Consider the following 18791-nt stretch of genomic DNA (forward strand, 5'->3'; position numbering starts at 1 on the left):
AGGAGACCTTGTGAACCAAAGGAACCCCGCGCTGGCCGTCGCCGACTGGCGCCGACAGGTCTTCGCGCTCTACCGGGACATCCGCGCCGAGAGCGATCCGGCCACCGCCCACGCCCAGTGGCAAGCCGGCCGCAACGAGCTGCTGACGAACCACCCGGCCTCACCGGTCCCGCCGGAACAGCGGGCGACGTACGCCGGCGCGCCCGTCGCGCCGTACCGGCCGGAGTTCCGTTTCGAGGTGACGATCGAGACCGACGTGAAGCCGTTCAGCTGGGAGTTCCAGTCCGCGACCGACGGCGTGATCCCGTTCTCGCGCGTCGGCGTACTCCAGTTGCCGGTGGGTGACCTGGACGTGTGGTGGCTGGAGTCGTACGGCGGTGGCCTGTTCGTCCCGGTGAAGGACGCGCTGGCCGGTACGTCGACGTACGGCGGCGGCCGCTACCTGATCGACACGGTGAAGGGCGCGGACCTCGGCGGCGACCTGCACGAGTTCGTCGTCGACCTGAATTTCGCGTACAACCCGTCCTGTGCCTACAGCCCGGAATGGACCTGCCCACTGGCGCCGGCGACCAACGTCATCGGCGCCGAGTTGCCGGTAGGGGAGTTGACTTCAGCTTCCACCGACCTCTAGCGCGGTCAACAGGACCAGAACAACGGTCGTGACCGCGAACAGGCCGTGGCCACCCACGACCGCGATGGGGAAGTGCCGTTCGGGCGGAGCTTCGGTGCTGGTCGCCACGGAACCGGCTGCTGTGCGGGAGCGATACGTGGGCAACCACCGGGCCAGCATGGTGAAGCCTAGTGCCGCCACCGGCACGAGCAGGACGAACGCGATCCACGCCAGCGCGTCGTTGTCCACGATCACGTAGAAGATCCACACCACCAGACCGGCCGCGGCCAGGGCGAAGTGGCCGAAGATCAGCGCCGGCGGGAACCGACTGGTGCTCGGCTTTCGTGGACCGCCCTTGCTGATCCAGGTGTAGAGCAGATAGAAGCCTCCGAGCGCGGTGATCAGCCAGGTGATCAATGCGGCGACAGCCATGTCAGCTCCTCGGTTCGAAACCTTCCGCCTGGTCCTGCTCCTCCGCGACCCGGACGCCGTACCGGAACGCCAGCTTGCCCCCGAGGTAGCCCGAGATTCCCAAGGCCACCAAACTGACGCCCGACAGCACGACCGGCCCGATCGCGACCTGGTCCTCCTCGCCGTGACGCCACCAGGCGTTTGCCGCGTACGCCAGGGTGATGGTGACGTTCAAGATGAGGTGGATCAGCCCGGTCCGGAACGCTCGTGTGCCGCTGGGGAGGGTGAAGAAGTCCAGCAGCCCGACGCTCGCCGCCGCCAGCGCGCCGACGATGCCGATGACGATCAGCCACTCCGAGGAGCGGACCAGGTACGACGCGTCCGATGCCGCGCGGGACCCGATGTCGAAGACGAAGCTCGCCACCCACGCCCCGATCGGAATCGTGACCAGGACCGGATGGAACGGGTGACCGTACGGACCCGTGAGCAGGGCGCTCACCGGGCGCTTCGTCGCCGTCTGCCGATCAGACATCGGGCCTCCTCATTTCACCAATTGATTTTGGTCTTATTGAGGAGGTTCGGTCAAGATCTCGCGGGATTCTGGGTTTTCGCCCATTGGGATGACCGTTATCGTGAGCAGGGTGAACGACGCGGCGATCGTGGCGCTGGCGACGCTCGGCGACGAGTCGCGACGCCGGATGTTCGACCTCGCCCGGCGGGCCGGGCGCCCGATCAGCCGCGACGACGCCGCGGCCGAGGTGGGGATCTCGCGGAAGCTCGCCGCGTTCCATCTCGAGCGGCTGGTCGAGGCGGGGTTGCTGCGGTCGCATTTCGAGCACGCCGGCCGGCTGCGGACAGTGGGCCGGGCCCCGAAGCTGTACGAACCGGTGGGCACCGATCTGAGGGTGTCGATCCCGCCGCGTCAGCCGGACCTGCTGGCGGAGATCCTGCTCGACGGCGCACTCAGCGACGAGCCGGTCAGCCCCCTGGAATCGGCGCGCCGGGCCGCGTTCCGTCGTGGCGAGCGCCTGGGCGAACAGGAGCGGGCCCGGTCCCGGCCGGGGCGGCTGAGCGTCGAGCGGGCGCTGACGTTGTCGGAGGCAACTTTGTCGGGCGCCGGTTTCGAGCCGGTGCGGCCGCGGCCGGGGTGTGTGCGGTTGGGCAGCTGCCCCTTTCACCCGCTGGCGCAGGCGCAGCCGGAGGCCGTGTGCGGTTTCAACCACGCCTTCGTCTCCGGCCTGTTGTCCGGCCTGGAGGCGAACACTGTCGAGGCGGTCCTCGATCCCGACGGCGGTGAGTGCTGCGTGGAGATCACCGCCGCCGGAGCTGCGTCAGACCGTGGCTTCGAGGGCTCGGGTCAGTAGGGCAGCCAGGGCCTCGAGCTGGAAGTCGGCGGAGGATCCGACCTCTTCGTCGGAGCCGTCGAGGGCCTTGGCGGCCAGGCCGGCCTTGGCGTCGATCAGGTCGGCCACCCGGGTGTCGATAGTCTGCGCCGCGATGATCCGCCACGCGGTGACCGGCTCGTCCTGACCGATCCGGTGCACCCGGTCGATCGCCTGGGTCTGCTCGGCGTTCGTCCAGGACAGCTCGGCGAGCACGACGTTCGACGAGACCTGCAGGTTGAGGCCGACACCGGCGGTCAGCAGCGAGCAGACCGCGATGGACACCTCGGGATCGTTGACGAAGGCATCGATGTTCTTCTGCCGGGTCCGTGCGGTCTGGTCGCCGCGGATCGATGAATACTTGATGCCGCGCTCGGCGAACAGCTCCTCGGCGGTGTCCATCACCTCGATGTGACGGGCGAAGAACACCACCTTGCCGACGTTCTGCGCCAGCTGTGCCGCGTAGTCGGCGGCCAGACCCGCCTTCGCCTGACCGATCCGGCGGAACAGGCTGAACACGTTGTCGCCGCTCTTCTTGTTCGCCATCTCGGCCCGCTCCCAGCCGGCCACCTGGCGGACCAGGTCGTGGTCGATACCGTCCACGACGATGCCCAGGCGACGGGTCTCGAGCGCGGTCCGGTACCGCTCGACGAGGCGGTCCGCGAGCTCCCGCTCGGCGGCCCGGATCGAGCGGCCGGCGGCACCGTCGAGCTCGACCGGGAGGTCGGCGATCCGGCGGGCCGGGATGTCCGCGGCGACGTCGACCTTGCGGCGGCGGACGATACCCATGTCGATCACGCAGGCGCGTGCGGCCGCGTTGAACCCGGGGTCGGCCGGGGTCAGGTCGGTCGCGTCGAGCTTCTCCATCAGCTCGGCCCGCGGCGCCTTCTCGTCGATCCAGCCGAGGAACTCCCAGATCGCGGTGAAGTCCTCGATCGAGTTGATCAGCGGCGTACCGGTGAGCGCCATCAGGAGTGGGTGCGCGATCTTGGCGCGGATGCGGTTCGAGAGCTCGAGCACGTTGCGCGACCGTTGGGACTTCTTGTTCTTGATGAAGTGCGCCTCGTCGACGACCATGCCGCGGAACCCGAGGTCCCCGAGCCAGCCGACGTGCCGGTCGAGGATCTCGTAGTTCACCACGACGATGTCCGCGAACCCGTCGATCGTGTCGCCGTCGCCGTGGATGACGGTCGGCGTACGGCGGGGTGTCCAGAGGCCGGCCTCGCGGGCCCAGTTCGTCTTCACGACGTTCGGCACGACGACCAGCAGGGGATAGGCCTCGGCGGCCTGCGCGGCGAGCAGCGCCTGGGCGGTCTTGCCCAGGCCGGGCTCGTCGGCGAGCAGGAACGTCCGGTGGCCCTGCGCCGCGGCTTCGATCAGCCCGGCCTGGTGCGGCATCAGTTCGAGGCCGCGGCGGCGGAGCGCGTCGATGCCACCGGTCAGCTGGAGCGACTTCGGGTCGGGCAGATGCATGGTGGCCGAGGCCGACGCGTGCTCGAACGAGCGCAGCAGCGGCCCGATCAGCTCCCAGCCGCCGAGGCGGCTCGGCTTGGCCGCGCGGGTCGGGGCGTTGGAGAAGTCCGGGGCGAGGAACGGGTTCGCGAGCTGCCGCGCCACGACCGCCTGCGGGACCACCCGACGGGTCTGCGTCTCCGGGGGAGCGGCGGGTTGCTCCGGCTCCGGCTCCTCGGGCGCGTCCATCCCGGCGTCCTCCAGCATCTGCCGCCGGAGCGCGGCCGCGGCCTCGGAGATCACCGCGTCCTCGGCCAGCAGGCCGAGCAGTGAGGGCTCCATGGCGGCGGTCTTCGCCAGGATCGTCGCGATCCCGTCGAGCCGCCGGAGCTGCTCGGTGCGGTACGCCTCGGTGGCGGACTCGGCGCCGTTCACCCGGGCCCGCTCCTCGCGGACCAGCAGGGCGACGACCTGGAACTTCGTCCGGGTCGACGGCTTGATCGCGGCGCGGGTGACCGCGGCCTCGACCTCCCGGACGGCCTGTGCGAGGACCTGGATCAGACCGTCGGACTCGCCGTCACGGACGCGACGCCTGCGACGGGGAGCGGAACGGGTAGCGCCGGGCTGGCGCTGACCTCGTCGGGCCAACATTTCCTCCTGTGTCGTGCCACGGCGGAGCCGTGACGGAATACCGGACCACGCGGGGACCGACCCGCCGACGGGGCGCGACCCCGTGACGTACCCAATAACGTGCAGAGGGCCGTTCAGAGGGTCCTCCAGGAACACGGCTCAGAATGCACCGCTCCTGTGTGCGCGATCGAGATCCCATGCTACCCGCACTCGCCCGAATGTTGCAGACCGGCACCGGGTACCAGCCCGGAACACAAGTACGTCGGCGACGTTTGGAGGGGTCCCTCGTGGAGCGGATCGAGACCAAGGCACTGCGCGACGACGAGTTGCAGGGGATCGACGCGTACTGGCGCGCGGCCAACTACCTGTCCGTCGGCCAGATCTATCTGCTCGCCAATCCGCTCCTGCGGGAGCCACTGCGACCGGAACACATCAAGCCGCGGCTGCTCGGCCACTGGGGGACGACGCCCGGGCTGAACCTGATCTACACACACCTGAACCGCGTGATCAGGCAGCGGGATCGCGACATGTTGTTCGTGACCGGCCCTGGACACGGCGGTCCGGCGTTGGTGGCGAACACGTGGCTGGAGGGGAGCTGGACAGCGGCGTACCCGAACACGACGCGGGACGAGGCGGGGATGGGGCGGCTGTTCCGGCAGTTCTCCTTCCCGGGAGGTATCCCGAGTCACGTGGCGGCGGACGTGCCGGGGTCGATCAACGAGGGCGGCGAGCTCGGCTATTCACTCAGTCACGCGTACGGCGCTGCCGCCGACAACCCCGATCTGCTCGTGGCCTGTGTCGTCGGCGACGGTGAGGCCGAGACCGGTCCACTCGCGGCGTCGTGGCACTCGAACAAGTTCCTGAACCCGGCGCGCGACGGCGCCGTACTGCCGATCCTGCACCTGAACGGCTACAAGATCGCCAACCCGGCGTTGCTGGCGAGGATCGGTGACGAGGAGCTGACCGCGCTGATGCAGGGATACGGGTACGAGCCGTACCTGGTCGAGGGCACCGAGCCGGCCGAGGTCCACCAGGCGCTGGCAGCCACGCTGGACCGGTGTCTGGATCGGATCGACGAGATCCACCGCGAGGCACGGTCCGCGGATCAGGAACCCGCGCGCGCCGCCTGGCCGATGATCGTGTTGCGTACGCCGAAGGGATGGACGGGTCCGCGAACGCTCGACGGCGAACAGGTCGAGGACACATGGCGGTCCCATCAGGTGCCGCTGTCCGGCGTCCGCACGAACGAGGACCATCTGCGTCAACTGGAGTACTGGCTCCGCAGCTACCGGCCCGAGGAACTGTTCGACGAGCAGGGCCGTCCTGTCCCGGAGCTTCTCGAGCTCGCACCGGGTCCGGAGCGGCGGATGGGATCGAGTCCGCACGCCAACGGCGGTGTGCTGAGCCGTGACCTCGAGCTGCCGCCGGTGGAGGAGTACGCCGTACCGGTCAAGGTGCCCGGCGCCGAGGACGGGGAGCCGACGAAGGTCTTCGGCGCGTTCCTGCGGGACGCCTTCCGGCGGAACCCGGACAACCTGCGGCTGTTCGGCCCGGACGAGACGGAGTCGAACCGGTTGAGCGCCGTCTATGAGGAAACCGGAAAGCGGTGGCTCGCCGAGCGCCGGGAGACGGACAACCACCTCGCGCCGGACGGCCGCGTGCTGGAGATCCTCAGCGAACACACCTGCCAGGGCTGGTTGGAGGGGTACCTGCTCACCGGCAGGCACGGTCTGTTCTCGTCGTACGAGGCGTTCGTCCACATCGTCGACTCGATGGTCAACCAGCACGCGAAGTGGTTGAAGACGATCAACCGGCTGGAGTGGCGGCGGCCGGTCCCGTCGCTGAACTACCTGCTCACGTCGCACGTCTGGCGGCAGGACCACAACGGGTTCTCGCATCAGGATCCGGGGTTCATCGATCATGTGGTGAACAAGAAGGCCGAGGTCGTCCGGGTCTACCTGCCGCCGGACACGAACACGCTGTTGTCCACGATGGACCACTGTCTGCGGACGCGGAACTACATCAACGTCGTGGTCGCCGGCAAGCAGCCGCAGCCCAACTGGCTCGACTGGGACGAAGCGGCGGTGCACTGCGCTCGCGGTGTCGGCGTGTGGGACTTCGCGAGCAACGACGAGGGCGACCCCGATGTGGTGATGGCCTGCGCGGGCGACGTACCGACGATGGAGACGCTGGCCGCGGTCGACCTGCTCCGCGAGCACCTGCCGGACCTGCGGATCCGCGTCGTGAACGTCGTGGATCTGATGCGGCTCCAGGACGCGACCGAGCATCCGCACGGACTGCCCGACGCGGAGTACGACGCGCTGTTCACCACGGACAAGCCGGTGATCTTCGCGTATCACGGCTACCCGTGGCTGATTCATCGCCTCACCTACCGGCGACACGGTCATGCCAACCTGCACGTCCGCGGCTATGTCGAGGAGGGTACGACGACCACGCCGTTCGACATGGTGGTCCGCAACAACCTGGACCGCTACCACCTCGCGATGGACGTCATCGACCGGGTGCCGTCGCTGCAGTCCCGGGCGGTGTCGACGCGGCAGTACTTCGCGGACCAACGCACCCGCCATCATGCCTACGTCACCAAGTACGGCGAGGACCTGCCGGAGGTCCGGGACTGGCGGTGGTCAGCCGAGTAGGTCGACCGCGACCCGGAGATCGTCGGCGAAGAGCCCGAAGTCACGCCGGAACTCCTCCGACCGAACCACCGAGGATGGATGCACGGTGGCCACGGCTGGCAGGCCGCTCGGCAACTCCACCCGCTTGCCACGCTCTTGCGTCACGCGGAACGTCGAGCCGAGGAGAGCCTTGGCCGCGACCGACCCCATCACCACGACCAACGAGGGCTTCACGATCTCGAGCTCGCGGCGCAACCAGGGATGGCACGCCGTGATCTGACTGGCGGCGGGCGTCTTGTGGATCCGTCGCTTTCCTTGCCGTTCGAACCGGAAGTGCTTGACGGCGTTCGTCAGGTACACCTCCGACCGCACGATGCCGGCCTCGGCCAGCGCCTTGTCGAGCAGATGCCCGGCCGGACCGACGAAGACGTGTCCTTCCTTGTCCTCGTGGTCGCCGGGCGTCTCGCCGACGATCATCATCCGCGCCCGCACCGGCCCTTCGCCGGCGACGGCCTGCTCGGCGTCCTGCCACAGGTCGCAGCCGCGGCATTCGCCGAGCACGGCACGGACTTTCCGCATCCCGCCGTCGTGCGGGACCCATGCCTCGGCTCCGGGGTACTTGACCATGCGGCTCTGGTACCCCCGGCAGCGCTATTTCATGACGCGGGCGGGACCAGGGCCAGGCGGATGATCACCAGCGCGAACAGAACCAGCGTCAGGGCGTGAACGACCGTGCACCACAGGCAGATCGCGTTGATCTGGAACAGTTCGGCCCAGATCAGATAGCAGACGAACACGACTCCGGTCAGTACGCCGGCCAGCCGCAGTCGACTCGGCCACGGTGACGACGTACGCCACATCGGCGGCACCGACAGGGCCGTCATGCCGACGAAGAACGCGAGACCGAGCAGTGCCACTGGGATTCCGAAGACCTTCGAGTACTGACTGCTCGTCACCTTGGCGCAGTTGACCACCCCGGTGTCCGGGCACGCGAGCGTGGTGCCGGCGGTGAAGTGCTCATAGGTCAGGTACGCCGCCACCGCGAGACCGGCCACGGACACCACAAGCGTGGCCCAGGGGATCCAGCCCAACGAGGTCCGGGACGGGTGCTGCGCGGTTTCGGTGCTTGAACTAGGCACGCTCAGCCTTTCGCCGAGCCGAGCTTCGCCGCCGCCGCTGTCACCGCGTCGGTCGAGCAGACCTTCGCCGGCTGGTTGTTCGTCAGTTTGCAGATCGCCGCGGTGTAGACGTTCGCGGAGCCGTCGACCGCCTTCGCGATCGGGCTCGACGGGTCCTTGAGCGCGTCCGCGATCTCGGTCTGCGTCTTACCGGCCAGCAGCTCCGGGCTGTACGTCGCCCCGGACCCGACGTACTTGCCGCCGAGATCGATGAACGGGATCGAGCCGTCGCTGTCGACGTACGGCGGCTTGTTGTACATGTCGAACGTCTTCTGGTCCTCGGCCGTCGGGGTGTCGAGCGGCTTGTACCCGTTCCCGACCATCTCGTTCGTGGTCGTCTCGACGCCCGTGAAGGCGAGGTACTGGCTGGTGTACGTCGCTCCGTGGAACGACAGCGTCGGCGTGTTCGGGAAGACATCCTCGGACGCGGAATGCGTCGTACCGAGGTTGCTGAAGGTCCCGAACCGGGACAGCGCGACCGTGACCGGCCAGCGCTCCGCTGCGCAGTACGGGCAGAACTCGGCGCCGATGTAGAGCACCTTCGGCTTCCCGCCCGCGGTCAGGGCCGGCGCGGTGATCGCCTTCGGGGCGGCCTTGACGTCACTGGTGCCGACCGCGGCGAACGTCGAGTCCGGGATCGAGGAGAGCGTGGTGACGAGACCCGCGTCGGCCGCGCCGCTCGGCCCGGTCGCGGTCTTCTTGCCGCCGCCGACCAGCCGGATCGTCACCAGGCCGCCGACGATCACCACGACCAGGACGACCGCGCCGACTGCGAGCAGCAGGCGTCGCCGCCGCTCCGCCTGCTGCTGGGCGGCCAGCTGCGCCGCGATCCGCTCGCGGGCCGCAGCCTTCTCTTCGACACGCCGTGCCATGACTCTCCTCTGATCGCGCGCAGGCTCCTGAAGGACAACTATCCATCGCCCCCGGAAGTTCCTGCCTCTCCGTCACCGAGAGATTACAGATCGCGCGCATTGTCACCGGACCTGGGGAGGATTCCTTCCCGGATCGGGCAGGAAATCCTCCCCAACACCCGTTTAGGCTGCGGGTCATGGATTGGCAGACGTGGCACACGAAGTACGACGATCCTGATTCCGCACTGTCGCGGCGCTTGGAGGCGGTGCAAGGGCAGGTACGCGCGGCACTGGATCGAGCCCCGGCGGGTCCGGTTCCGGTGATCAGCCTCTGTGCGGGGCAGGGCCGGGACCTCATCGACGTACTGGAGGACCACCCGCGGCGTGCCGACGTACGGGCGCGCCTGGTCGAGCTCGACCCCGAGTTGTCGGCGTTTGCCCGTGAGCGGGCGAGCGGTCTCGATCAGGTCGAGGTCGTCACGGGCGACGCGTCGCTGACCGATCAGTACGTCGGCATGGTGCCGGCTGAGCTGGTTCTGCTGTGCGGGATCTTCGGCAACATCACCCCTGCGGACATCCAGCGCACGGTTGCCACGACCCCGCAGCTCTGCCGCACCGGTGGGACGGTGATCTGGACGCGTCATCGCGACGAGCCGGACCTGGTGCCGACGATCTGCGACTGGTTCGAGGCGCGCGGCTTCGAGCGGGTGTGGGTATCCGATCCGGAGGCCGATTTCGGGGTGGGCGTGCACCGCTTCACCGGCGTACCGGAACCGCTGGTGACTGGGCAGAGCCTGTTCAGTTTCGTGCCGGGCGGAGCATGAGCAGCCCGAGTGCGAGGAGTACGGCGAGGGCGAGATAGCCGACATCGAGTACGGCGACTGTCGCGATCGTGGCGACGAGCAGCGGGCCGCCCGCGTCGCCGAGCTCGCGTCCGAGCTCGGCGGTGCCCATGGTCTGGCCGAGTCGTTCGGGCGGCGTACTCGCGGCCAGCGCCGCGAACCCGAGCGGTGTGATCACGCCCGTGCCCGCACCGATCAACGCGGACGCGATCAGCAGGAACGCAACGCCGGGCAGCGCGGCGCAGACGAAGCCGACCGCTGCCAGAACCAGCCCCAGTGCGATGCCGGCTCGCGTGGTCAGCTTGCCGGCGTCGAGTGCGCGGCCCGCCCGCGGTTGCACGACCGCCGCAGTCGCCGCGAGCAATGACACGGCTGCGCCGGTCGCGATCGTGCCGAGCCCGTCCGCCGCGCCGGTGACCGGCAGGAACCCGACACCGACCGACAATGCCGCCGTCGCAGCCGCGAGCGCCGTGGTCGGGCGAAGGAACACCGGGTCGGTGATCCGCCGCGCAAGATCCAGCACGGTCTGCCGGGTCCGCGGCAACGGCGGCACTGCGGGTACGGCGATAAGTGCCCAGACGGCAACGCCCGCGGCGAGAACAGTCATCACGCCGAACAACAACCGGAACCCGCCGAGCCACACCAACCCACCACCGAGCAACGGCCCGGCCGTGTACCCGATGCTCTTGTAGAACCCGTAGCTACCGAAGGCCCGCCCGTGCTTCGCCGACGGATTCAGCCGGGCAACCAGCGCCGAGGCGGCGGGGGAGAAGGCCGAGGCCGCCGCGCCCTGTCCGAGGCGCGCGACCCACAACCAGCCGGGCCGGTCCACGAGCACATAGGTGCCGGAGGCAACCGCGAAACCGGCGAGTCCGAACAGCAGCATCGGCCGCGCGCCGATCCGGTCCGCGATCGTGCCGAACACCGGTTTCAGCAGCACCTCCGCGCCGTCGTACAGGGCGAGCAGCAAACCGAGCGTGAGGAGCGAGGTGACGGCGTCGGACGAGGAGGCGCCGAGGTTCGCCGCCACCGCATGCGCGCCGAAGGCGGTCGTGAACCCCGCCGCGTACAACGGCCACATCGTCATCGCTCGATCCGTCACAGGGGGAATGTAGTCCTCGACAGGATGTGAACCATCGAGTATGTTACATAGACGATGTCATATCGACTCGGAGGTGTGCTCGATGGACAAGACCGCTGAGCGGTTGCTGGGGTCGGCGAGCCGGTTGTCCCGGGATCCGGAGACCGAGATCGACTGGGACGCTCCGGTCGGCGACGGGTACGGGATGTCGCCGGAGTGGAGCACGCTCTACGGGACGCCGTACTGGGGCGAGCTGACCGAGGCGCAGCAGCGGGAGCTGACCCGGCACGAGTCCGCGTCGGTGGCGACGACCGGGATCTGGTTCGAGCTGATCCTGCAGCAGATGATCCTCCGGGACGTGTACGACAAGCCGCCGCGGAGCGCCGAGTTCCAGTGGGCGCTGACCGAGATCGCCGACGAGTGCCGGCACTCGATCATGTTCGCGAAGGCGTCCGGCCGCCTGGTCGAGCCGGCGTACCGCCCGCGGCTGCTCGCGCGAGAGCTCGGCCGGATGTTCAAGACGGTCGCGACCGGTGAGACGGCGTACGCCGCGATTCTGGTGGCCGAAGAGGTGCTGGACGTCATGCAGCGCGACTGGATGCGGGACCGCCGGGTCGAGCCGCTGGTGCGCACCGTGAACCACATCCACGTGGTGGAGGAGTCGCGGCACATGGTGTTCGCACGCGAGGAGACCCGCGAACGGCTGGCCGGCGCGGGGCGTGGGCGGCGCTGGGTGAGTGCGCTGGTGATCGCGATCGCCGCCGACATGATCGTGTCGAGCATGGTGAGTCGTGAGGTCTACGCGAACGTCGGGCTGGACGTCGAGCGCGCCGTACGCGAGGCACGGCGCAACGAGCACCACCGGTCGTTGCTGCGGACAAGTTGCGCGAACCTGATGGACTTCCTCGGATCGGTCGGGCTGCTGACGCCTGCGGCGGCCCGGGTGTATCGGCGGACCGGTCTGCTGTGAGTTATGTGATCTCGGGGGAGTGCTGCTCCGACGCGAGCTGCGTCGCGGTCTGCCCGATGAACAGCATCCACCCGTCGCCTGGTGAGCCCGGGTTCGGCGCCGGGGTGAGTCTGTTCGTCGATCCGCGTACCTGCATCGACTGCGGCGCGTGCGCTGACATCTGCCCGGTGGACGCGGCGCAACCGGCCGACCAGGCGGCGCCTGAGGACGTCGAGCGGAACGCGGCGTACTTCGCGGAACGGGAACCGCTCGAGGCCACGGACCTGGACAGCTGGGAACCGCCGTCGTACCAGGTCTGGGGCGACGGTCCGCGCCGGGTGCTCGTCGTCGGCGCCGGACCGGCGGGGATGTACGCGACGCGCGAGTTGTTGCTGCGGACAACGGCCGAGGTGACGCTGGTCGACCGCAGTGACCGGGTCGGCGGCCTGGTGCGGTTCGGCGTCGCGCCGGACCACCCGCGGACGAAGCAGATCATCGACACGTTCGAGCGGATCGTCGGGCACTCCCGGGTGCGCTGGCTGCCGGGCACCGACGCCGCGTCGATGACCAGCGGGTACGACGCAGTGATCCACGCCGTCGGAGCGCGCCGCAGCCGGCGGCTCGGGATCGCCGGCGAGGAGGCGGCCTGCACCGCCGAAGACTTCGTTGCCTGGTGCAACGGGCGTCCCGGTGCCTCGCTGCCGGTCGAGCTGCACGGACCGCGGGCCGTCGTGGTCGGGAACGGGAACGTCGCGATCGACCTCGCGCGGATCCTGCTGAGCGACGAGAAACGCCTGCGCTCGATGGACGTGACCCCGGAGGTACGTCGTACGCTCGCGGCCAGCGGGATCAAGGAGGTCGTGCTGCTCGGCCGGCGCGGGCCCGAGACCGCGGCGTACACGGAGACGGCGTTGCAGGAGTTGCTCGCCGCGGCCGGCGACCGGGTCGAGCTCCGGTACCACGCCCGGCCGACCAGCTGGACGTCCGACGGGCTGACGCTCGACTCCGGCGAGACGATTGCGGCGGGCAACCTGTTCACCGCGATCGGGTTCGAGGGCCGGCCGATCGACGGGCTGCCGTTCGACGCGGACCGCGGGATCGTCCCGAACGTCCGCGGCGCCGTCGTCGGCCGGCCCGGTCACTACGTGGCGGGCTGGATCAAACGCGGCGCGCGCGGCGGGATCGGCGTCAACAAGGCCTGCGCCCAGGAGACCGTGACCACGCTGGTCAGCTCTTCCAGGGCTGCAGCTTCTCCGGGTTCCTGATCGCCCAGATGTTCGTGATGCGGTCACCGGCCACGTCGAACGCGATGACGGTCTCGACGACACCTTCGAACTCGATCACCAGGCCGGGCTGACCGTTGACCGTGCGCTCGATGAGCGTGCGGCCGAGGTTGAAGACCGGAAGATCGGCGAAGTACCGCGCGACGGCGGTGCCACCGTGCACCGGCGCGAGCGAGGCCTTCACGATGCCGCCGCCGTCGGCGACCGCGGTGACCTCGGGATCGAGCAGGTTGACGAGTGCCGCGATGTCGGTCGCCTCCCAGGCCGCCTTGAACTCGCGCACCAGCTCCGCCCGCCGCGCCGACGGCGCCGCCGGGTGCTCGGCGTCCCGGATCCGGCGCCTGGACGACGAGGCCAGCTGGCGGCATGCCGCCGGTGTCCGCCCGACGATCTCGGCGACCTCCGGGAACGGGTACCGGAAGACGTCGTGCAGGATGAACGCGACCCGCTCGGCCGGCGTCATCGCGTCGAGTACGACGAGGAACGCCATGTTCACCGACTCGTCCAGCGTCACCCGGTCCGCGGGGTCGGCGGATCCGGTGTGCCACTCGGTGGTTTCGGGCAGCGGCTCGGGGATCCATTCGCCGACGTACCGCTCCCGCCGGGCGCGGGCGGACCGCAGCAGGTCGAGGCAGATCCGGCTCGCGACCTTGGTCAGCCACGCGGCCGGGTTGTCGATAGCCTGCTGCTCGTCCGGGGTCATCGCGTACCAGCGCGCGTACGTCTCCTGGACCACGTCCTCGGCGTCGGCCAGCGACCCCAGCAGCCGGTACGCGAGATTGATCAGCTGCCGCCGCTCGCTCATGATCGCGCTCAGGGCCGGGTCACTCATGTCGGTCCTCTCCTCGTTCATACCTGGTACGACGACACAGCCCGGTGAACTGTGAGGTCTGACAGTTCAGGGCGGCATCTCGTCGTACCGATCATGACCACACAGAACGCAGTATCCGAAGCCGACCTCCGGGAACGTGTCGACACGTTGCTCGACGCCATCCGCACCGGTGACCGGGACGCCGTCAGGACGATCTTCGCCCCCAACGTCGTTTCGTTCGACATCCAGCCGCCGCTGCGGCACCTCGGCGCCGAGACCAAGTGGAAGAACTGGGACCTCGTGTTCGATGCTTTCGAGCTGCCACTCGAGTACGAGGTGCAGGATCTGACCGTCGTCGTCGACGGCGATCTCGCGGTCGTGTACTCGCTGAACCACATGAACGCCGCGATGAAGCTCGGAGGCAAGATCGACTACTGGCTGCGCTGGACCGCCGCCTGGCAGAAGATCGATGGGCAGTGGCTGATCGTGCACGACCAGGTCTCCGTGCCGACGAACTTCCAGGAAGGCACCGCGGCGATGGACCTCACACCCTGAGCCAGGCCGGCCACGGGCGGAGTTCAAGGCCGGCGAGCGGTGCCGAGGATGTGTGGGCTGGCCGGGGTTACCTGGTCGGGTGGGAACGCGAAGTGGTCGAGTTCCTCGATCACGAAGCCGGCTGAGGTGATCGCCTGCGCCGTGTCGCGGTGCACGTGACAACCGCCGACGAACAGCGGCCACAGAGTCGCGTCCGCGACCCGCTGAACCGTCCCCAGTCGCCCGCCGTCCGCGGCCACATGCTCGTAGAACCTGAGCTCGCCGCCCGGCCGCAGGACCCGCCGTGCTTCGGCGAGTGCGGTCTGCTGATCCGGGACCGAGCAGAGGACGAGTGACATGACGACGACATCTGCCGATGCGTCATCAGCGGGCACGTGGTCCGCCGTACCGTCGACGACCTCGACCGGAACAGGTGCCGTTGCGGCCTGGCGCGTGGCCTGGGCTCGGAGGTAGGGCTCGGGCTCGACGGCGAGGACGCTGACCACGTCGGCGGGGTAGTGGGTGAAGTTGCCGCCGTCACCCGCTCCGACCTCGACCACCCGGCCTTCCGCTCCGGCGAGCAGTCGGCGGCGGTGATCGGCCGCGCCCTGCTCGTCCATGGCGGGCCGAACCCGCGTGTAGATCCGGGCGAACAACGGATGTTTCATGGACCCACCATCGCAGACTGTCGGATCGTGGCCCGGGTCGATCGTCTCCTGAGCGAGACTGTCCTCAAGGAGGTATTCGGGTGAAGTACGTGCTGATGTTCATCGAGACCGAGGAATTCGCGACCGAGTTCGCGGCGCTGGATCCGGCCGAGAAGGAGGAGGCGTACCGGCGGGTGTACCAGTGGTTCGACGACCACGCGGACAAGATCACCAACCGGGGGAGCAAGCTGCAAGGCCGGGAAACCGCGACGACGGTCCGGCTGGACAGTGGGCAGCTGACCACCGACGGGCCGTTCATCGAGGGCAAGGAGGTCGTGTCCGGGTTCACCGAGATCGACGTCGAGGACCTCGACGAGGCGCTGCGGATGGTGAAGACCTGGCCGGCCTGCCCGGTGATCGAGATCCGGCCGGTCGCCCAGATGTGAGCACCGAAGACGAATTGGCCCGCGTGGTGCGTGACCACGCGGGGCGGTTGGCCGGGGCGCTGATGTCGGTGCTCGGGGACTTCTCCGCGGCCGAGGACCTGGTCCAGGACGCCGTTGAGATCGCGCTGAAGCGCTGGCCGGTCGAAGGTATCCCGGACCGGCCGGACGCGTGGCTGTTCACGGTCGCGAAGCGCCGCGGACTCGACGTACTGCGTCGGCAGCAGAACTACCGCGCGAAACTCGCGCTCCTGCAACCGTTGGAGCAGCCGCCGCCGGATGATCGGCTGCGCCTGATCTTCACCTGCTGCCACCCGGCGTTGGCGCGCGAGGCCCAGGTGGCGCTGACGCTCCGGGTGGTGTGCGGTCTGACGACTGCCCAGATCGCGGCCGCGTTCCTGGCATCCGAGTCCGCGGTCGCGCAACGGATCACGCGGGCGAAGCGCAAGATCACCGATGCGGGCATCCCGTACCGGATCCCGCGAGACGACGAGCTCCCCGACCGCCTGAACGAAGTACTGACGGTCATCTACCTGCTCTTCAACGAGGGCTACCTGTCGAGTACGGCGGAACGTGCGCACTCGCGCGATCTCGTCGACGACGCCGAATGGCTGACCGCACTGCTCCACGGCCTCCTGCCCAACGAACCCGAGGTAGCCGGCCTGCTCGCTCTCATCAGACTGCATCGAGCCCGTACGGCGGCCCGCTTCACGCCGGCCGGCGACCTCATCCTGCTGGAGGACCAGGACCGTACGTCGTGGGACCACGCAGCGATCGCCGACGCAACCGCTCTCCTGACGCGCACCGCCCGCAGGCACCGCGCACCCGGCCCGTACCAGCTGCAGGCCGCCATCGCCGCGTGTCACAGCGAGGCGGCCACCTGGTCCGAGACGGACTGGCCGCAGATCCTTGTGCTCTACGACATGCTCCTCACGCTGCAGCCGACACCCGTCGCCGGCCTGCACCGATGCATTGCGCTGTCCTACGTCCGCGGACCTGCAGCCGCCCTCGCAGAACTCGACGGAATGACCGCCGGCCTCCAGCAGTACTCCCTGTTCCACGCGACCCGCGCACAGCTCCTCCGCGACCTCGGCCGTATTGCCGAGGCCCATGACGCCGATGAGTGTGCCGCCGAGTTGACCGCCAATCCGGCACAGCTCGGCCTGCTCAAGGAGCGCCTGGCCCGCTGAGCCACCATCCTTGCTCCATGGGCGTGGAGGGGCGGGGCGAACGGTTGTGGTTTCTCGACTGGTTGCGCGTGATCGCGGTGTTCGGGGTGTTCGTGTTCCACACCCTGCGGCCGTTCGACGACGGCGACTGGCATGTGAAGAACGCGCAGACGAGTGCGGGGATCTCGGTCGCGATCGCGTTCCTGGGGCTGTGGGGGCTGGCGTTCTTCTTCATGATCTCCGGCTCCGCCGCGTGGCTGGCGCTGCGGTGGCGGAGCGCGCTCGAGTTCCTCCGAGAGCGCTCCTTGAGGTTGCTCGTTCCGTTCTTCGTCGCGTACGTGCTGCTCTCACCGCTGCAGTACTTCATCGAGCAGCATCACAAGGGCCGGTCGACGTCCTCGTTCCTCGGCGATGCGGGGACGTTCTTCAGCGATCTGGCCGGCGATGCGCCGCTGTGGTTACGCGACACGTACCACCTGTGGTTCCTGATCTATCTGATTCAGTTCGCCGTACTCGGTCTGCCGGTGTTCCTGTTGCTGCGCGGTAAGACTGACTGGATCGCGCGACGATGTCAGCGGCGCGGGTCGATCCTGTTGCTCGCCGTACCGCTCGTGCCGATTCACCTGCTGCTGCTCGCTGCGCCCGGTCCGGAGCACGGGTGGGGCGAGTTCGTGTTCTTCTTCGACTTCTTCGTTGTGGGGTATCTGGTGATGTCGGACGAGCGCCTCCTGGCCGCCGTACGACGGGACGCCGTACCAGGGTTGTTTCTCGGCGTCGGTGCGTTTGTGCTCGGTGTCGTCACTGGGATCATCGACTTCCTCGACGGCTGGTGGCCGAACCCGGGCTACTCGTGGCCGTACGCCTGGTATTCGCCGCTCATCACGCTAGCCGTCTGGGGCTGGCTGGTCGCGGTCCTAGGCTTGGGCCTCCGCGCCCCCGCCCTCCAACGCCCACTACCGCCACGCCTGGCCCGAGCCGCCATGCCCTACTTCATCATCCACCAGCCGGTCATCCTCGCGCTCGCCTACTTCATCGTCACCTGGCACACCAACCTCTGGCTCAAGTACGCCATACTCCTCTCCACCACCTTCGCCATCTCCACCCTCCTAGCCTGGCTCGTGTCATCAACCCCCGGGATCAACCAGTTGTTCGGTGTGAAGCGTTAGACGCTGCGGAGGACTGAGACGACTACGCCGAGGATGGTGGCGTTGTCGCCGTCGATGACCTCGTAGGCGGGGTTGCGGGGTTCCAGGTAGACGTGGTTGTTGCGGCGGCGGTAGACCTTGACCGTTGCCTCGTCGTCGAGCATTGCGGCGACGATCTGGCCGGAGTGGGCCTCGGACTGCTGGCGGACGACGACGATGTCGCCGTCGCAGATCGCGGCGTCGATCATCGACTCGCCGCGGACGCGCAGGCCGAACACGGTGCCGCGGCCGGTCAGCCCGCGAGGGAGTTGCAGTACGTCGTCCACGTGCTCGATCGCGGAGATCGGCGTACCGGCCGCGATGTCGCCGACCACCGGCACCGGCACGTTGTCGTCACTCGTCGCCCCGCCCGTCGGCTCCTGGAGGAACATCCGGACGTCGATCGGCCGCGAGACCGACGGACTCCGGCGCAGGAACCCCTTCTCCTCGAGACTGGCCAGGTGCTTGGACACCGACGACGAGGAACGCAACCCGACCGCGTCGCCGATCTGCCGGCTGCTCGGCGCATACCCGTGCCGCGTCACCCAGTCCCGGATCACCACCAGAATCCGTTGCTGCCGCTCCGGAAGCGCCCCGGTGTCGAGGTCGCCGAACAGGTCGAGATCAGTCACCGCGAAATCCTAGATCCCACCCGGCCGACGAGCGCACACCGACTCGCGAAACGACCCGAGCACGAA

The 18791-nt window shown here is 68.7% G+C and carries 20 protein-coding genes; 10 read left to right on the forward strand and 10 right to left on the reverse strand.

From position 1 onward, the window contains the following. Positions 1 to 10 precede the first annotated feature (10 nt). Positions 11 to 631 (forward strand): DUF1684 domain-containing protein, encoded by a 621-nt coding sequence (locus tag EV651_RS33350; RefSeq protein ID WP_202870626.1) that lies wholly within the window; start codon positions 11 to 13, stop codon positions 629 to 631. On the opposite strand, the gene EV651_RS33355 is transcribed toward EV651_RS33350, so the two are convergent. Together EV651_RS33355 and EV651_RS33360 are read right to left on the reverse strand one after the other, a co-directional pair. Continuing rightward, positions 611 to 1042, reverse strand: coding sequence for a hypothetical protein (locus tag EV651_RS33355; protein ID WP_133789248.1), 432 nt, complete (start codon positions 1040 to 1042; stop codon positions 611 to 613). The genes EV651_RS33350 and EV651_RS33355 overlap by 21 nt on opposite strands. A 1-nt stretch (position 1043) precedes the next feature. Further along, a complete protein-coding gene (locus EV651_RS33360) occupies positions 1044 to 1553 on the reverse strand; it encodes a DUF2231 domain-containing protein (protein WP_133789249.1) in 510 nt (169 codons plus the stop codon). A 109-nt stretch (positions 1554 to 1662) separates the two neighbouring features. Here EV651_RS33360 and EV651_RS33365 point away from each other — a divergent pair, with 109 nt between their 5' ends. Beyond that, complete coding sequence (locus EV651_RS33365; RefSeq protein ID WP_238157352.1) at positions 1663 to 2385, forward strand: metalloregulator ArsR/SmtB family transcription factor; 723 nt, start codon at positions 1663 to 1665, stop codon at positions 2383 to 2385. On the opposite strand, the gene EV651_RS33370 is transcribed toward EV651_RS33365, so the two are convergent. After that, positions 2353 to 4506 carry a DEAD/DEAH box helicase gene (locus EV651_RS33370; protein WP_238157353.1) on the reverse strand — a complete coding sequence of 718 codons (2154 nt, stop codon included), beginning with the start codon at positions 4504 to 4506 and terminating at the stop codon, positions 2353 to 2355. The genes EV651_RS33365 and EV651_RS33370 overlap by 33 nt on opposite strands. Before the next feature lie 266 nt (positions 4507 to 4772). Here EV651_RS33370 and EV651_RS33380 point away from each other — a divergent pair, with 266 nt between their 5' ends. After that, entirely contained in the window at positions 4773 to 7142 is a 2370-nt protein-coding gene (locus tag EV651_RS33380; RefSeq protein ID WP_238157354.1) for a phosphoketolase, read from the forward strand. On the opposite strand, the gene EV651_RS33385 is transcribed toward EV651_RS33380, so the two are convergent. The 3 genes from EV651_RS33385 to EV651_RS33395 are packed head-to-tail and all read right to left on the reverse strand — an operon-like array spanning position 7131 to position 9171. Continuing rightward, on the reverse strand, positions 7131 to 7748 hold the full coding sequence (locus EV651_RS33385; protein ID WP_133789252.1) for a UdgX family uracil-DNA binding protein: 618 nt from the start codon (positions 7746 to 7748) through the stop codon (positions 7131 to 7133). The genes EV651_RS33380 and EV651_RS33385 overlap by 12 nt on opposite strands. Before the next feature lie 29 nt (positions 7749 to 7777). After that, on the reverse strand, positions 7778 to 8260 hold the full coding sequence (locus EV651_RS33390) for a vitamin K epoxide reductase family protein (RefSeq protein WP_238157355.1): 483 nt from the start codon (positions 8258 to 8260) through the stop codon (positions 7778 to 7780). Positions 8261 to 8262: 2 nt separating this feature from the next. Further along, the gene (locus EV651_RS33395) at positions 8263 to 9171 is read right to left on the reverse strand and encodes a DUF929 family protein (RefSeq protein WP_133789253.1); all 909 of its coding nucleotides are present in this window, start codon (positions 9169 to 9171) and stop codon (positions 8263 to 8265) included. A 176-nt stretch (positions 9172 to 9347) separates the two neighbouring features. Between EV651_RS33395 and EV651_RS33400 the strand changes: the two genes are divergently transcribed. Continuing rightward, positions 9348 to 9974, forward strand: coding sequence for an SAM-dependent methyltransferase (locus EV651_RS33400; RefSeq protein WP_133789254.1), 627 nt, complete (start codon positions 9348 to 9350; stop codon positions 9972 to 9974). Here the strand turns inward: EV651_RS33400 and EV651_RS33405 are convergent. Continuing rightward, on the reverse strand, positions 9949 to 11094 hold the full coding sequence (locus EV651_RS33405; RefSeq protein WP_238157356.1) for an MFS transporter: 1146 nt from the start codon (positions 11092 to 11094) through the stop codon (positions 9949 to 9951). The two genes, EV651_RS33400 and EV651_RS33405, sit on opposite strands and share 26 nt — an antisense overlap. Positions 11095 to 11176: 82 nt before the next feature. On the opposite strand from EV651_RS33405, the gene EV651_RS33410 reads away from it, so the two are divergent. Both EV651_RS33410 and EV651_RS33415 read left to right on the forward strand, forming a co-directional pair. Beyond that, positions 11177 to 12043, forward strand: a complete 867-nt coding sequence (locus EV651_RS33410; protein WP_238157357.1) for a diiron oxygenase — start codon at positions 11177 to 11179, stop codon at positions 12041 to 12043. Beyond that, positions 12040 to 13287, forward strand: a complete 1248-nt coding sequence (locus EV651_RS33415) for an FAD-dependent oxidoreductase (RefSeq protein WP_133789256.1) — start codon at positions 12040 to 12042, stop codon at positions 13285 to 13287. The genes EV651_RS33410 and EV651_RS33415 overlap by 4 nt, the downstream gene beginning before the upstream one ends. Here EV651_RS33415 and sigJ read toward each other — a convergent pair. After that, the gene (sigJ, locus tag EV651_RS33420; RefSeq protein WP_133789257.1) at positions 13250 to 14137 is read right to left on the reverse strand and encodes an RNA polymerase sigma factor SigJ; all 888 of its coding nucleotides are present in this window, start codon (positions 14135 to 14137) and stop codon (positions 13250 to 13252) included. The two genes, EV651_RS33415 and sigJ, sit on opposite strands and share 38 nt — an antisense overlap. Before the next feature lie 93 nt (positions 14138 to 14230). Between sigJ and EV651_RS33425 the strand changes: the two genes are divergently transcribed. After that, positions 14231 to 14671 carry a nuclear transport factor 2 family protein gene (locus EV651_RS33425; protein WP_133789258.1) on the forward strand — a complete coding sequence of 147 codons (441 nt, stop codon included), beginning with the start codon at positions 14231 to 14233 and terminating at the stop codon, positions 14669 to 14671. A gap of 23 nt (positions 14672 to 14694) precedes the next feature. Here EV651_RS33425 and EV651_RS33430 read toward each other — a convergent pair whose 3' ends face one another. Beyond that, a complete protein-coding gene (locus tag EV651_RS33430) occupies positions 14695 to 15318 on the reverse strand; it encodes a class I SAM-dependent methyltransferase (RefSeq protein ID WP_133789259.1) in 624 nt (207 codons plus the stop codon). 80 nt (positions 15319 to 15398) lie between these two features. Here EV651_RS33430 and EV651_RS33435 point away from each other — a divergent pair, with 80 nt between their 5' ends. Genes EV651_RS33435 through EV651_RS33445 form a run of 3 tightly spaced genes read left to right on the forward strand, consistent with a single transcriptional unit; the run spans position 15399 to position 18075 of the window. Next, a complete protein-coding gene (locus EV651_RS33435; protein WP_133789260.1) occupies positions 15399 to 15743 on the forward strand; it encodes a YciI family protein in 345 nt (114 codons plus the stop codon). Next, the gene (locus EV651_RS33440) at positions 15740 to 16930 is read left to right on the forward strand and encodes an RNA polymerase sigma factor (protein ID WP_238157358.1); all 1191 of its coding nucleotides are present in this window, start codon (positions 15740 to 15742) and stop codon (positions 16928 to 16930) included. Before EV651_RS33435 ends, EV651_RS33440 begins: the two co-directional genes overlap by 4 nt. A 17-nt stretch (positions 16931 to 16947) precedes the next feature. Continuing rightward, a complete protein-coding gene (locus EV651_RS33445; RefSeq protein WP_133789261.1) occupies positions 16948 to 18075 on the forward strand; it encodes an acyltransferase in 1128 nt (375 codons plus the stop codon). Here the strand turns inward: EV651_RS33445 and lexA are convergent. Further along, positions 18072 to 18725 (reverse strand): transcriptional repressor LexA, encoded by a 654-nt coding sequence (lexA, locus tag EV651_RS33450; protein WP_133789262.1) that lies wholly within the window; start codon positions 18723 to 18725, stop codon positions 18072 to 18074. The genes EV651_RS33445 and lexA overlap by 4 nt on opposite strands. Between the last annotated feature and the right edge of the window lie 66 nt (positions 18726 to 18791).

The sequence above is a fragment of the Kribbella sp. VKM Ac-2571 genome (assembly GCF_004362255.1).
Lineage (GTDB): Bacteria > Actinomycetota > Actinomycetes > Propionibacteriales > Kribbellaceae > Kribbella > Kribbella pratensis.